13 protein-coding genes and 2 rRNA genes are annotated in these 14717 nt (G+C 37.0%); 8 read left to right on the forward strand and 7 right to left on the reverse strand.

What is annotated here, in order from left to right:
• A 23S ribosomal RNA gene (locus tag EV201_RS10980) occupies window positions 1-97 on the forward strand; the annotation flags it as partial.
• A 114-nt stretch (window positions 98-211) separates the two neighbouring features.
• Window positions 212-322 (forward strand): 5S ribosomal RNA (rrf, locus tag EV201_RS10985).
• A gap of 973 nt (window positions 323-1295) precedes the next feature.
• Here rrf and EV201_RS10990 read toward each other — a convergent pair.
• The 6 genes from EV201_RS10990 to EV201_RS11015 all read right to left on the reverse strand — a co-directional run bounded on the left by EV201_RS10990 (window position 1296) and on the right by EV201_RS11015 (window position 6096).
• Window positions 1296-2267 carry a D-alanine--D-alanine ligase gene (locus EV201_RS10990; protein ID WP_130307708.1) on the reverse strand — a complete coding sequence of 324 codons (972 nt, stop codon included), beginning with the start codon at window positions 2265-2267 and terminating at the stop codon, window positions 1296-1298.
• 21 nt (window positions 2268-2288) lie between these two features.
• The gene (locus tag EV201_RS10995) at window positions 2289-3344 is read right to left on the reverse strand and encodes an RluA family pseudouridine synthase (RefSeq protein ID WP_130307709.1); all 1056 of its coding nucleotides are present in this window, start codon (window positions 3342-3344) and stop codon (window positions 2289-2291) included.
• A gap of 20 nt (window positions 3345-3364) precedes the next feature.
• Entirely contained in the window at window positions 3365-4183 is an 819-nt protein-coding gene (locus EV201_RS11000; RefSeq protein WP_130307710.1) for a PASTA domain-containing protein, read from the reverse strand.
• Window positions 4184-4517: 334 nt separating this feature from the next.
• A complete protein-coding gene (gene rpmH, locus EV201_RS11005; protein WP_125029576.1) occupies window positions 4518-4676 on the reverse strand; it encodes a 50S ribosomal protein L34 in 159 nt (52 codons plus the stop codon).
• Window positions 4677-4780: 104 nt separating this feature from the next.
• Entirely contained in the window at window positions 4781-5401 is a 621-nt protein-coding gene (rsmG, locus tag EV201_RS11010; RefSeq protein WP_130307711.1) for a 16S rRNA (guanine(527)-N(7))-methyltransferase RsmG, read from the reverse strand.
• A gap of 104 nt (window positions 5402-5505) precedes the next feature.
• Window positions 5506-6096 (reverse strand): RNA polymerase sigma factor, encoded by a 591-nt coding sequence (locus tag EV201_RS11015; RefSeq protein WP_130307712.1) that lies wholly within the window; start codon window positions 6094-6096, stop codon window positions 5506-5508.
• A 356-nt stretch (window positions 6097-6452) separates the two neighbouring features.
• Here EV201_RS11015 and tgt point away from each other — a divergent pair, with 356 nt between their 5' ends.
• The 5 genes from tgt (at window position 6453) to EV201_RS11040 (ending at window position 12070) form a co-directional block, all read left to right on the forward strand.
• The gene (gene tgt / locus EV201_RS11020) at window positions 6453-7583 is read left to right on the forward strand and encodes a tRNA guanosine(34) transglycosylase Tgt (protein WP_130307713.1); all 1131 of its coding nucleotides are present in this window, start codon (window positions 6453-6455) and stop codon (window positions 7581-7583) included.
• Between the two features lie 147 nt (window positions 7584-7730).
• On the forward strand, window positions 7731-8810 hold the full coding sequence (locus EV201_RS11025) for an LptF/LptG family permease (protein WP_130307714.1): 1080 nt from the start codon (window positions 7731-7733) through the stop codon (window positions 8808-8810).
• Window positions 8811-9188: 378 nt separating this feature from the next.
• Window positions 9189-10733 carry an acyl-CoA carboxylase subunit beta gene (locus tag EV201_RS11030; protein WP_129255763.1) on the forward strand — a complete coding sequence of 515 codons (1545 nt, stop codon included), beginning with the start codon at window positions 9189-9191 and terminating at the stop codon, window positions 10731-10733.
• Between the two features lie 12 nt (window positions 10734-10745).
• The gene (locus EV201_RS11035) at window positions 10746-11057 is read left to right on the forward strand and encodes a biotin/lipoyl-containing protein (protein WP_130307715.1); all 312 of its coding nucleotides are present in this window, start codon (window positions 10746-10748) and stop codon (window positions 11055-11057) included.
• 197 nt (window positions 11058-11254) lie between these two features.
• Window positions 11255-12070: a hypothetical protein gene (locus EV201_RS11040; protein WP_130307716.1), complete on the forward strand. Its 816-nt coding sequence runs from the start codon at window positions 11255-11257 to the stop codon at window positions 12068-12070.
• Between the two features lie 54 nt (window positions 12071-12124).
• Here EV201_RS11040 and ispE read toward each other — a convergent pair whose 3' ends face one another.
• On the reverse strand, window positions 12125-12940 hold the full coding sequence (ispE, locus tag EV201_RS11045; RefSeq protein WP_130307717.1) for a 4-(cytidine 5'-diphospho)-2-C-methyl-D-erythritol kinase: 816 nt from the start codon (window positions 12938-12940) through the stop codon (window positions 12125-12127).
• A gap of 231 nt (window positions 12941-13171) precedes the next feature.
• Here ispE and dnaB point away from each other — a divergent pair, with 231 nt between their 5' ends.
• Window positions 13172-14701, forward strand: coding sequence for a replicative DNA helicase (gene dnaB / locus EV201_RS11050; protein WP_130307718.1), 1530 nt, complete (start codon window positions 13172-13174; stop codon window positions 14699-14701).
• Window positions 14702-14717 lie beyond the last annotated feature (16 nt).

Consider the following 14717-nt stretch of genomic DNA (forward strand, 5'->3'; position numbering starts at 1 on the left):
TTAAAGGGTCGTTGGAGACGACAACGTTGATAGGTTGCAGATGTAAAGGCAGTGATGTCAAAGTCGAGCAATACTAATTACCCATAAGCTTATGAGTGCTGAGGTCCATGGTTGGATTCTTAATGAAGTTTACAACTACTTTTTTTTCAATATGTCTATGATATTTGTTGACAGCTAGTGCACAGCACCAAGCGATAGTTAACTGAAGATTTCAGGTATCTATAGCAATGGGGTTCCACCTCTTCCCATCCCGAACAGAGAAGTTAAGCCCATTAGCGCCGATGGTACTGCCGAAAGGTGGGAGAGTAGGTCGATGCCAACCTTTAAGCGTCTTATTCCTCATGGAGTAAGACGCTTTTTTTATGCCCAAAACTTAAAAGAAAGCATTACGAATTGTTCCTCCCCGCTGGTTTCAGCAGAATTTTACTCGTACAGGCTTTATCATATCCTATATCTTAATAAGTCAGTCCTGCTCAGGATTATATTTTCAGGTACTATAGCAATGTGCTTCCATCTCTTCCCGCAACAATTCCCGGGAACAGAGAAGTTAAGCCTGCATTCCCGATCCATCGGGAATGGTACTGCCGAAAGCTTGGAGAACCGAGCGCAGCGAGCTCATGAACACCAGAAATTTTATGAGTGAATAATAGTCGATGCCAACCTTTAAGCGTCTTATTCCTCATGGAGTAAGACGCTTTTTTTATGCCCAAAACTTAAAAGAAAGCATTACGAATTGTTCCTCCCCGCTGGTTTCAGCAGAATTTTACTCGTACAGGCTTTATCATATCCTATATCTTAATAAGTCAGTCCTGCTCAGGATTATATTTTCAGGTACTATAGCAATGTGCTTCCATCTCTTCCCGCAACAATTCCCGGGAACAGAGAAGTTAAGCCTGCATTCCCGATCCATCGGGAATGGTACTGCCGAAAGCTTGGAGAACCGAGCGCAGCGAGCTCATGAACACCAGAAATTTTATGAGTGAATAATAGTCGATGCCAACCTTTAAGCGTCTTATTCCAATCAGGAGTAAGACGCTTTTTTTATGGACTAAAGTCAAATAACCTATACGAATTAGTCTTCGCAGAAATCTTTCCTGACTAGATAACCAATCTATTGTGAGTCTTAAAATGCAGAGTTAATCTTTTAAACCTCTATGATAAATTCATTTTTGTATACTTGCATTTTGATTCGAAGGTTGAGTTTTACTGTTTCAATTCGGAATTGTTGAAATTCATTGCATAAAAAAAGAGACCATCTAAAAAGATAGTCTCTCTAATATTGTTTTGAATAAACTCTAGAATTGATCCTCGATAACCAGACTAAGAATATCGCTAAGTTCACGATTCATCGCTTTAACTTGTTTAGGAATAAAGCTATTTGCAGTCATACCAGGAATGGTATTTGCTTCGAGCATGTATATTTCATCGTTTTTAATGATATAATCAATTCTAACAATTCCCTTACATTTTAAAGCATCATAGATTTTTGAAGTAAGACTTTGAATTTTATCTGTTAGTTCCGCTGATATTCTGGCAGGTGTTATTTCTTCTGCCATTGTTGGATCATACTTAGCTTCAAAATCGAAAAATTCATTTTTAGGAACGACTTCGGTAATCGGAAATACAATTTCTTCTTTGCTCGTTTTTACAAGGCCACAAGTTACTTCCAATCCTTCGATGAATTCTTCTATGATGACTTCGTTGCCTTCGTTAAAAGCTTTTAAAATGGCGTTTTCAAGTTCATGAAATTGATTAACTTTTGATATACCAAAGCTGGAACCATCCGCATTGGGTTTAACGAAACAGGGTAAACCAACGGTTTGTTCGATTAATTTACAATCGAATTTTTCATTTTTCTTAAGAAGTATTGATTTTGCAAACTGATAGCCTAAAGCTTTCAGATATGTGTTGCAAGCGTGTTTGTTAAAAGTTAAAGAACTACTTAATACATCGCAAGTCGAATGTGGAATATTCATCAAGCTAAAATACCCTTGTAATATACCATTCTCACCAGGTGTTCCGTGAATAGCGATATAAGCAAAATCGAATTTAATTTTGTTGGCAGCAACTGTAATACTGAAATCATTCTTGTCAATATCATACTGATGATCTTCAAGATTGACTTTCCAATTTTGCCCTCTAAAAACAGCAAGATAAACCTGATATTGTTTTTTATCAAGTGTGTTGAAAATGTGCTGCGAAGTTTGCATTGATATCTCAAACTCGGCAGAATCTCCTCCGGCAATTATTAGGATATTTCTCTTCATAAATTTTATACAAACAGTTAGTTATTCTTCACGCATTGATGTGTATTCTCTCCACTTGGTGATAAGTGTTGCCATATCTTCAGGAATTTCAGAGTCAAACGAAATATATTCGTTGGTAGCTGGATGAATGAATCCTAGCGTTTTTGCGTGCAGAGCCTGACGTGGACAAATTTTGAAACAGTTTTGTACGAATTGCTTGTACTTTGTAAATGTTGTTCCTTTTAAAATTTGATCTCCGCCGTAATCCGCATCATTGAAAAGTGGATGTCCGATGTGTTTAAAGTGGGCACGAATCTGATGCGTACGGCCTGTCTCAAGAACACATTCTACTAAATTAACATAACCAAGTCGTTCTAAAACGCGATAGTGTGTCACAGCGTGCTTGCCATATTCTCCGTTAGGGAAAACATCCATGACCTTCCGATTTTTCAAATTACGACCAATATGACCTGTAATTGTTCCTTCATCTTCTTCCATATTTCCCCAAACCAATGCACGGTATTTACGATCGCTGGTTTTGTTGAAAAACTGCAGGGCAAGTTTCGTCTTAGCCTCTTCGTTTTTAGCGATTACGAGGATACCTGAGGTGTCTTTGTCGATACGATGAACCAAACCTGGACGCGGATCTGTTGAATTAAACAGAGGCAAATTCTTAAGATGAAAGGCTAAGGCATTCACCAGTGTCCCTGAGTAGTGCCCATATGACGGGTGTACCACCATGCCTGGATTCTTATTCACAATAATGAACGAATCATCTTCGTAAACAATATTCAAAGGAATATCCTCAGCAATAATTTCGATTTCTCGTGGCGGATAGCTCAGTACGATTGTGACAACATCATGTGGCTTTACCTTGTAGTTGCGTTTCACAACAACATCGTTGACAAAAATATTGCCGTTATTGGCTGACTCTTGAATTTTATTTCGCGATGCATTTTGCATGCGATCAACCAGGTATTTGTCAATTCTTAATGGCGTTTGGCCAGGATCGACTTCAAAACGGAAATGTTCGAAAGCTTCCTGATTTGGATTTTCATCCCCAATATTATCGAATTCTAAATTTTCTTCTTCTTGCATTATATCTAATTCTGTATAATCTATTTCAATAACTGACTTTCAAAATACGCTTTAGCATCTTTTATTTTGATACTGTCAGTCGTCAACCAAATATTGATTCTGCTACCTGGTGCAATCTTGGAGTTCTCATCATAAGCATTTGATTGCTGATAAACCTGTGCATTCAATGAATCCGATAAGTTTCTCACCGAATTGTCGAAATTCACTCGTCCAATATTTAAATTTGATAGTATGATACGCTCTTGTGCATCAGCGTAATATTTTCCGATTAATTCCGGAGTTCTTACTTTCACGTTTTTCCCTTTTCCCAAAACGAGATCGATGCTTGATCCTTTATCAATTAAATCGCCCTGTTTAATTGAATCACCTTTAAATTTGGGGTATAAAACCAGATTGTAGTAGTCGTAATCGACGTAATCGAGCGTGCCAATTTTAAAACCATTGGTGATTAATATTTCGTAGGCCTGTCTAAATGAATTGGCAACCAAATTCGGGAATCTGACTTGTTCCGGTTTTTGTGAATTGATGGTTAAAAATAAATTTCGATTGCGTTTTACCAAGGCGTTTGCTTTTGGACTTTGGTCGAGAATGCAACCAGCAGGTAGGTTGGGATTGTAAACCGAGTCGTAAACGGTATAGCGTAATTTCGTTTCTTTTATTAGGTCTGTGCCTTTCTCTAAACTAAGGCTATATAGGTTTGGAACTTTAATTTCTTCACCATGATTGGTGTATAAACTTAAGCTTTGTAGGGTAATCCACAAGAGGGCTCCGGTAATAAGAATTGAGAGACCCAGGTGTTTATAGAAGGTTTTGCTTTTTAAAAATTGTTTCAGTCGCATATGTATCTAATTTGCTTTTTTAGTCATTTTGAGTATTCGGAATGAAAAAGTTCTCATTAAATGAATAGTTACAAAAATAAGAGAGATTTTTTGATAAATGATGGTTATGCAGGTAAATTATAAAGAATCTGATTGAGATAGATTCATTTTTATAAAAATGAGTTTACTCTCTCATAATGAAAGAGGTTCTGTTCTTGTAGCGGTATTTGTCAGTCAGGTAAAAGCAAAAAAAAAGAGCTCCCTGGGAACTCTTTAAATTTTTTCTAAGAAACATGTAAACACAAAAAAGTAAAGAATGATTCATTCTTTACTTCTTTATATTTTTGAAAGCTAATTAAGCTTTATGTCTACGCTCGCTAGAAACAGATAATTTTTTTCTGCCTTTTGCTCTTCTACGAGATAATACTGCTCTTCCGTTTGCAGAAGCCATTTTGTCTCTGAAACCGTGCTTGTTTCTTCTTTTTCTATTTGATGGTTGAAATGTTCTTTTCATCGCGAAATATTTTTATCGAATAAAGTGATTATATGCGTTGATTTTGGTCTGCAAAAATAAGTATTTTTTTTATCTGGCAAAAGATTAAACCGAAATAATTTGGTTTAAAGTGTCATATGGACAACCTTTTTTGTCTCAAAGAAGTCCTCAGTAAAGAAATCCGTGCAATTGTAGAGGCTTATTTTTTTTCCATATGGCTTGATTTCTGCCTCAAAATCGCCCCCTTTTATATATATGATTCCGTTTGGTAGTGCGTTTTTATTTTCTGACTTACAGTTTTTCTTCACCATATTGACAAAAGCTGGGAAAGCTGTAACGGCACGACTAACTATAAAATCGTATTTGGTTTTGACTTGTTGCACACGTGTATGCTCGGCTTTTACATTTTTTAATCCCAAGGCATTTGCAACTTCTGTTACAACCTTAATTTTTTTACCAATTGAATCAACTAAATGAAAGTTGGTTTCAGGAAAAAGTATCGCAAGAGGAATGCCTGGGAATCCGCCACCCGTACCAACATCCAAAACGTTGGATCCTGGAGTGAATTGGATAACCTTCGCAATGGCTAAAGAATGCAAAACATGATGCAGGTAGAGAGAATCAATGTCTTTTCTGGAAATGACATTGATTTTATCGTTCCACTCTTTGTAAAGATCCTTAAGTTGAGTAAGCTGATTGGTCTGCTCCTCAGATAAATCTTTGAAGTATTTTAAAATTAATTCCATGCTGTAATTTATAATGCACGACAAAGATATAATTATAATTTTAGAGCAGAAAGGATATTAAATAAGCTGAAATGTATTGGGGTGTATTTTCAACACATGATGAGTTATAATCCCTGATCGCTGATATTATCGAAAAGGAGTTTCCTTGCTCTGAAAAGTTGTGCCTTTATTGTACCAATAGGAAGGTTCATTTCTTTGGCAATTTCTTCGTAAGAATATTCTTTAAAGTAGCGTAATTCAATTAAAATGCGATAACGATCCTTCAACTGACTCACCTGACGCCTCATAAACATTGCATTCTGTTTGTTTATAATCTGTTGTTCAGGCGATGGTGTTTTACTTTCGTATGAAGGGTTATCAATGTTATTGTCATCTTTTGTTTCAAATTTGATGATGTTTTTTTTCTTTTTGCGAATAAAATCGATACTGGTGTTTGTCGCTATCCGGAAAAGCCAGGTACTAAAGGCGTATTTTGTTGAATATTGATCGATATTTCGAAATGCTTTCCCAAAACATTCAAGTGTTAAATCTTCGGCATCGGTTCTGTTGTTGATTGTGCGGAGTAAAAAATAGAAAATAGCATCCTTGTACCTCAAGAACAGTTTCTCGAAAGCTTTCTGATTGCCTTTCAACGCTGCTTGTACATTTAGCAAGTCTTTTTTGGCATTATCCGATAAGTTGGAACTCTGATTCATACAAGTAGCTTATAGGGTTGATTGCAGTCGGTAAAATAAGTGATGAATAATTCTATTTTAAAGTGAAATAGTTGTGTGATAAAAGCCTGTAGATAAAATGAGCTCGGTTTATAAAGCCAAGCCTGTTGACTCAATATAGCTTAATAAGTTGAGTGTTTGTTATTCTATTTGACAAATAGAAATACATCTTAGGTAGATGTTTAGCAAAAGCTTGCCTAGGGAATTCTGATATGGCCTCACTTCCACAATTATAAATAAGTTTCAATGCCGATATTATTGTCTATATTTGCAGACTGTTTTTAAATGGGAATAAGTCGAGGTTTAAGATTTATTGACCCAATTTTACTGAAGTTGATATGGATTTTAAATTACACAATACTGACGATAGATCAGGCGCCAGAACGGGTGAATTAACTACTGATCATGGTACAATTCAAACGCCAATATTCATGCCGGTAGGAACCTTGGGTTCGGTAAAAGGCGTTCACCAAAATGAATTGAAAGAGGATATTAATGCTGAGATTATTTTAGGGAATACCTATCATTTATATTTGCGTCCGGGCTTGGATATTTTAGAACAAGCAGGAGGTTTGCACAAATTTAATGGTTGGGATAGACCCATCCTGACTGATAGTGGAGGGTTTCAGGTTTTTTCATTAGCTGAAAATCGTAAACTGACTGAAGAAGGCGCTATTTTTAGATCACACATTGATGGATCAAAACATATGTTTACGCCTGAAAATGTGATGGATACACAGCGCACCATTGGAGCTGATATCATCATGGCCTTTGATGAATGTCCTCCTGGAACGTCGAGTTATGAATATGCTAAAACATCTTTGGGACTGACTCAGCGCTGGTTAGAACGATGTGTTGATCGTTTTGATCGTACAGAAGGAAAGTATGGTTATTCACAGACTCTATTCCCTATTGTTCAGGGGTGTGTGTATAAGGATTTAAGAATAAAAGCAGCTGAGCATGCAGCCTCTTTGAACAGAGAAGGGTATGCCATTGGCGGATTGGCTGTAGGTGAGCCAACACAGGATATGTACGACATGATTGATGTTGTGAATCAGGTTTTACCAGAGGATAAACCACGATATTTGATGGGGGTAGGAACGCCGATCAATATTTTGGAAGCAATTTCCCGAGGTGTGGACATGTTTGATTGTGTGATGCCAACCCGAAATGGTCGAAATGGAATGATATTCACCAGTGAAGGGACGTTAAATATGAGAAACCAGAAATGGGCAAATGACTTTTCACCACTCGATCCTAATGGAACGTCTTACGTCGATCGTTTTTATTCAAGAGCTTATGTCAGACATTTGATTCGATCGAATGAGTTGCTTGGCGGTCAGATTTGTAGTATCCATAACCTTGCTTTTTATTTGTGGCTGGTTCGTGAAGCCAGAGAACAAATTAACAAGGGAACTTTCTCTGATTGGAAGAAAGTAATGGTAGAAAAACTGGGTAGACGTTTATAAGAATAATGTTAAAAAAGCTTGATTGTGACATCTTGAGCTTGACATTTGGCTAATATGGTCTAAATTTAAGCTCGATAAGTTGCTTTTTGTTTGTTAGGATGGGGCTATCTCGGATAAAAAGCAGAAAATAAAAAACCGATATAAAGGATGTTTGGGAAATTAGATTTATATATCATTCGAAAGTTTTTGGGAACTTTCTTCTTTGCAATAATCTTGATCATTAGTATCACAATCATTTTTGATTTTTCAGAAAAGATTGACAATTTTATTGATAAAGAAGCACCTTTTAAAGCTGTTATTTTTGATTATTACGTCAATTTTATCCCCTATTTCGCTAACCTGTTTAGTGCTTTATTTACATTTATCTCGGTTATTTATTTTACCTCTAAAATGGCTTACGATACCGAGATTATTGCGATTCTGAGTTCCGGAGTGAGTTTTAAGAGACTGATGTTTCCTTATTTTATATCGGCTTTGATCATTGGGATTTTTTCTTTTTTCCTCAGTAATTTCATTATCCCTCCTGCCAATGCCAAGCGATTAGAATTCACGGATACATATTTAAAAAAACGATTTGTAAATAAGGAACGAAATATTCATCGCCAGATTGAACCGGGTTTATTTATTTATATGTCAAACTTTGAAACGTCCAGTAAAACCGGATATAAGTTTTCACTAGAGAAGTTTGAAGGGAAACAATTGGTTTCAAAACTAACATCACGTTCTATTAAATGGAATGAAGATAAGGAGAAGTGGACCATTAAAGATTATTTTATCCGTAATATAGATGGGGAAAAAGAGAGTTTTGAAAAGGGTAGATCCATTGATACGCTTTTAAATTTTGGACCTGAAGAATTTAGCAGACGTACAGATGTCGTTGAAGCCATGAATATGTTTGAGCTTGATGATTTTATTGATGAGCAGATTATGAGGGGAGATAGCAATATCAGTGCGTATAAAATTGAAAAATTCCGACGCATAGCCAATCCTTTTTCAGCATTTATCCTGACTTTAATAGGGGTGTCTTTAGCCTGTAGAAAAGTAAGAGGAGGGATGGGTTTACATCTTGGAATAGGTTTAGCCTTGAGTTTTTCATTTATTCTTTTCCAGCAAATTTCTACGGTTTTTGCCACAAATGGAAGCATGGATCCATTGTTGGCAGTCTGGTTACCCAATATTCTTTTTTCCTTTATTGCAGCCTACCTTTATCGGGTTGCTCCTAAGTAAACCTATTCTAAATAATGTCTGTTAAAGATCTTGCTTTCCTACTGAAAAAGCGGTAATTTAGCCTGTTGGTTATTTGTGATGGGGTTCGTTAATTTTTTTGTAGAACAAAAAATGAGTATCCTTGCAGACTATATTGATAAGATATTCGATCTGAAATTTAATTATCTGTTCGAATTGATTTATAATTGGACCACTCCAAAACGGGTGTGTCTTTACCCTAAATGAACAATCAGTCCGTGTTTATTTTCTTTTAAATCTAAAGAAGATGAATGGGGCATGTTTTGTGCTTTAGCGGTAAAATGTTAAAGTTTGGACAAACTTGAAATACAACTAAATGTATACTCGAAAGTATACGGTTTTTAACTAAATGTACGTAATATGTCATTGAAACGAAACATTCTTGATCTGAGAAAGAGAAAAGAAAAAGTGCTTCAAGGTGGTGGCGAAAAAGCTATCCAGAAGCAAGTTGCAATGGGTAAATTGACTGCGCGTGAGAGAATTACATCAATTGTTGATGAAGATTCTTTCCATGAATATGATTTATTCGTTGAGCACGAAGCCCGCGACTTTGGCATGGAGAAGAAACAACTTCATGGTGATGGAGTTATCATTGGAACCGGAACGATTTATGGTCAGCCTGTCTGTCTTTTTGCACAGGACTTTACTGTAGCTGGTGGTTCTCTTGGTCTGATGCATGCACGTAAAATTACAAAAATCATGGATCATGCATTGAAAATGCGTGTGCCTTTGATTGGTATTAACGATTCGGGTGGAGCTCGTATTCAGGAAGGTGTGAATTCACTTGCTGGTTATGGTGAAATCTTTTTCCGTAATACTTTGGCATCGGGAGTTATTCCTCAATTGTCAGTTATTCTAGGTCCTTGTGCTGGTGGAGCCGTTTATTCTCCTGCCCTTACCGACTTTGTGTTTGTAGTAGAAAACATTTCCAAAATGTTTATTACCGGTCCTGAGGTAATAAAAACTGTTTTAGGTGAAGAAATAAGTATGGAAGAACTTGGTGGTGCGAAAGTACACAGCGAGATCACCGGTAATGCTCATTTCTATGCGCTAAACGAGCTTGAATGCTTTGAGCAAATCAAGAAACTACTTACATTCATCCCTTGGCACAACGAGAAGAAAGCACGTCCTTTCCCTCCAAAACCACCTAAGGCTGAATACAAAATTGAAGAAATTGTTCCTCACGATCCAACTCAACCTTACGATATCCGTAACGTCATCAGAGCGATTAGTGATGATTCTGACTTCTTTGAAGTAATGGAAGGCTTTGCACGTAACATTGTTATCGGTTTCGGTCGTATGAACGGTGAGACTGTTGGGTTTGTGGCAAATCAACCACTGGTACTAGCTGGTGTACTTGATTGTGACTCATCTGATAAAGCAGCGCGTTTTATTCGCTACTGTGATGCCTTTAATATTCCTTTGGTAACGCTTGAGGATATGCCAGGTTACTTACCAGGTGTTGATCAGGAGCATGCAGGTGTGATTCGTCATGGTGCGAAAATTCTTTATGCATACTCAGAGGCTACTGTACCTAAAATTACTGTGATTGTGCGTAAGGCATATGGTGGAGGTTATATCGCTATGAACTCTCGTCATATGAAAGCTGACTTCATGTTTGCTTGGCCAACTGCTGAGATTGCTGTAATGGGACCTGAAGGAGCTGCTAACATCATCTTTAGAAAAGAGATTATGTCAGCTGAAGATCCTGAAGCGATGCGTCAGGAAAAAGTTGCAGAATATAAGGAGAAGTTCGCTAACCCTTATGTGGCTGCTGCCAAAGGTTATATCGATACAGTTATTGAGCCGGAAGAGACCCGTAAAATGTTGTTACACTCTCTTGAGGTGTCTATGAACAAAGTTGATAGAAGACCAAGTAAAAAACACGGTATTCCTCCATTTTAAATCGAATTGATTATGAGCAATTTAAAAGAGTTCAACATTGATGGAACCATCTATACAACAGAGGTGCCGGAAAGTGTTGCGAATAGAAAGAAATGGGAAAGACCAAATCCGAACCATATTAAATCTTTTATTCCAGGAACAATTGTTGAGATTTTCGTGAAGGAAGGACAAGAAGTTAAAGAAGGTGAATGCCTTATGATTCTTCAGGCAATGAAGATGAAAAATAAAATTTTGATGCCTTTCGATGGAATAATCGAAAAAATAAACGTTAGCGTTGATGAGAAAGTGCCAAACCGTTTGGTGATGGTTGAGATTAAAGCTTAATTTTCTTCGTTTAACAAGCTATATAAAAAGGCTGTTCTCTTTATTGAGGACAGCCTTTTTTTTGTTGATTCAGCTAGCTCAATTGAAATTGATATTCTATAAAATATATTATTTTCATTATAGGTTATTTACATATTGCAAAACAATATGTTTATCTTTCGAGCTTTAATTATTGATGCTTTAAAATTTGAAAAAACATGAAAATTATTAAATACCTTGGAATCAGCATAGCTGCAATAATTGTTTTGTTTTTAATATCCTTTGTAATAACACTAGCTTCTAGTGAAAGTACTGAAGAGAATATTGAATTAGAACGAATTACCATTACTGAGCCGACCAAGTCCTTTATGGAAGTGGAATTAAAATCCCCTGGAAAAGATCCCTACATTGTAGGGAAATGTAATTTCCCTGATAGTACAAAGTTTTCGATATCTATAATAGATGAAGGATCTGTAATAGGGGGGGGAGCTGTATGGGTTGATAATGGAGAATTTTTATTTTCATTTACAGAAAAAATGATTAATTCAGATAGTCTTTCTATTACTTGTACAAAGCATGAAAACTTTCACAGTCCAAATTTATTAGATCAATTAAAGTTAATCGATCAAGAAATTTATCAGATAAAGTATAAATTTTGTATGCTGGATTTAAAAAGAAAATTTTATCAAAAGTTGTTTGAATACGAAGCACCTCAGAACTTAAACATGAAAACTGTTAAAGTAGAGGATTGGATTCAAAAATACGATTATGCCACAAACGGGATTTGGAAAAGAAAGAATATTAAAATTAAGGCTGATCCATCAATAGGAAAGGACGAAATTACAAAGCAAATGAAACATCTGATGATTGAAGAATTGGTGAAAGATGCCACAGTAATAGGTGTAAGTGCGAATTTATGTGATCAGGAAGGTTATACTCGGTGGAGACTTGTATTTGCCCCCAATGGAGATTGGGGACAAGTAGAGTTCGAAAGTTATTCAGACTACAAATTGGTTACTGAGAAAATATACTAATTGAACAAAGAAGCAAAGCCCTTTATTTAAGGCTTTGCTTTTTTTATTAGACTATTAAAATTGTTCTTGCCAGCAAAATTGTTTTTTCCACTGCAGCAAAATTTGGGGCTCATCTTTAAAAATTCCAAACATACTAGAACCACTACCCGACATGGCTGCATAAACAGCGCCTTGTTCGTAAAGTTCTTTTTTTATCTCAGCTAATTGTGGGTGTTTTGGAAAAATGCTCGCTTCAAAATCATTTTTGATCGTTGCTTTCCAGTTTTCGATGGGTTGTTGTATTAAGTCTCTCAGAGAAATTTCTGTTTTTTTAGGGGTAATATTGGCATAAGCTTCAGGCGTGCTGATATGAATATCCGGTTTAATCAGTAGAAAATAATAGCCCTTTAAGTCAAGTTCGATTGTTGTGAGTTTTTCGCCTTTTTCAATTGCAAAAGCGGGTTTGTTTTTGATAAAAAAGGCACAATCGCTTCCCAGTTGGCTCACCAATTCCTCCATTTCAAAATCAGTCATTTTTAGATCGAATTTCTGATTCAACAGTTTAATCATATAGGCCGCATTGGCCGATCCGCCACCTAGTCCGGCACCAAATGGAATGCTTTTATGCAGGTGAATATCCTGAGCAGGGAAATTGTATTTTGCTCGGATTAAATTATAAGCTTTTACAACAATGTTTTCGCTGGGATCAATATCAATTGGAATTCCAGAAGCTGAAAATGTGTAGTCAGTATCTTCTTTTGAGTCGGCAATTTCAATGGCATCGCGCATGCCAATGGGAAAAAAGACGGTTTCAATATTATGAAAACCATCGGGTCTTTTTTCAACAATATTTAAACCGATATTTATTTTAGCATTCGAGTAAGTCAGCACAAGCGAGAGAGTTTTGTTAATAAGTTGGAAAAACAAAAATACAGCTTTTATATAAATTGGGAATTCAAAGGTCGGATTTTTATTTTCTATAAGTATCTTTGCTGATTATAAAATTAAAAGCACTTTAATAATTTTGGATACGGAATTTTTGTGTTCTTAAATTTTATAAGTTTATAAAAAAAATACAGCTTCGGTGAATTAAATCAACTGAGGCACAAGTGATATACGAGTATGGCAGAAACGAAGAAATACACACCCAAAGCAAAAAAGAATCAGTTGTCAGAACATGGACAAGTGCCACCCCAGGCTGTTGAATTAGAGGAAGCCGTTTTGGGTGCTATCATGTTGGAGAAGGATGCCATTATTGCAGTGGGCGATCTTCTGAAGGCTGATAGTTTTTATAAACCTGCCCATCAAAAAATATTTAAGGCCATCATGAGTCTCTCCTCAAAGGAGGAACCCATTGATATCTTAACGGTGACTGAGGAGTTGAAGCGACAGGATGACTTGGAGAGTTGCGGGGGGCCTTTTTATGTATCTCAGCTGACTTCAAGAGTCGCGAATGCAGCTCATATTGAGCATCACGCTCGTATTATTGCTCAGAAATTCATTCAGCGGGAATTGATTCGTGTGTCGTCTGAAATTCAGAGTTCTGCTTTTGATGAAAGTATCGATGTTGCTGATCTTTTAGATCAGGCCCAGCAGGATGTTTTTGATATTGCTGAAGGGAATATCAAGAAAGAATCAGCTCATATTCGTCCATTGGCCGATGAAGTTATCGATCAGATTATTGCAGCCAGTAAGCGAGAAGATGGTTTGAGTGGAGTGCCTTCGGGCTTTACCGCTTTGGATCGGATTACTTCGGGTTGGCAAAAATCCGACCTTGTTATTATAGCTGCACGTCCGTCTATGGGTAAGACAGCCTTTGTTTTGTCCATGACTCGAAATATGGCTGTGGAGCATAAAGCACCTATTGCGATTTTCTCGCTTGAGATGGGGGGCGACCAGTTGGTTAAACGTATGATCTCTTCTGAAACCGAGTTGGGATCAGAAAAGCTTCGTAATGGTCGATTGGCTGATCACGAATGGGAACAGCTGCATACCAAGATTAAAGGCCTGATTGATGCGCCTATTTATGTGGATGATACACCGGGTTTATCAATTTACGAGTTGCGTTCTAAATGTAGACGTCTGAAAGCCAAGCACGATATTGGTTGTGTAATTATTGACTACCTTCAGTTGATGACAGCAGGTTCCGATATGCGAGGCAATCGTGAGCAGGAGGTCTCTTTAATTTCCCGTCAACTTAAGATTATTGCTAAGGAATTGAATATTCCGGTTATTGCACTTTCGCAGCTGAATCGTGGTGTGGAACAACGTACAGGTGATGCTAAAAAACCAATGCTATCTGATCTTCGTGAATCGGGAGCGATTGAGCAGGATGCCGATATGGTCCTGTTTATCCACCGACCAGAGCGTTATGGGATTACCGAGGATGCTGAAGGAAATTCTTTGATTGGAATTGCTGATATTATCATAGCCAAACACCGTAATGGTGCCGTGGGTGAAATTCAGTTACGATTCCGTAATCAATTGGCTCGATTTATGGATTTGGAGGGAGAAAGTCCTGATGCATTTGGTCATGACAATGTCGTTGCTCAGACTTTTGGTTCGAGTATGAATGAAGAGCCTGTTGGTTATGACGATCCGAATGCAGGTTTGCACGCTGGGGTTGATTTTGATGAGGCTCCACCTTTTTAGATTATGATTGCAGTCA

This window comes from Ancylomarina subtilis (genome assembly GCF_004217115.1).
Lineage (GTDB): Bacteria > Bacteroidota > Bacteroidia > Bacteroidales > Marinifilaceae > Ancylomarina > Ancylomarina subtilis.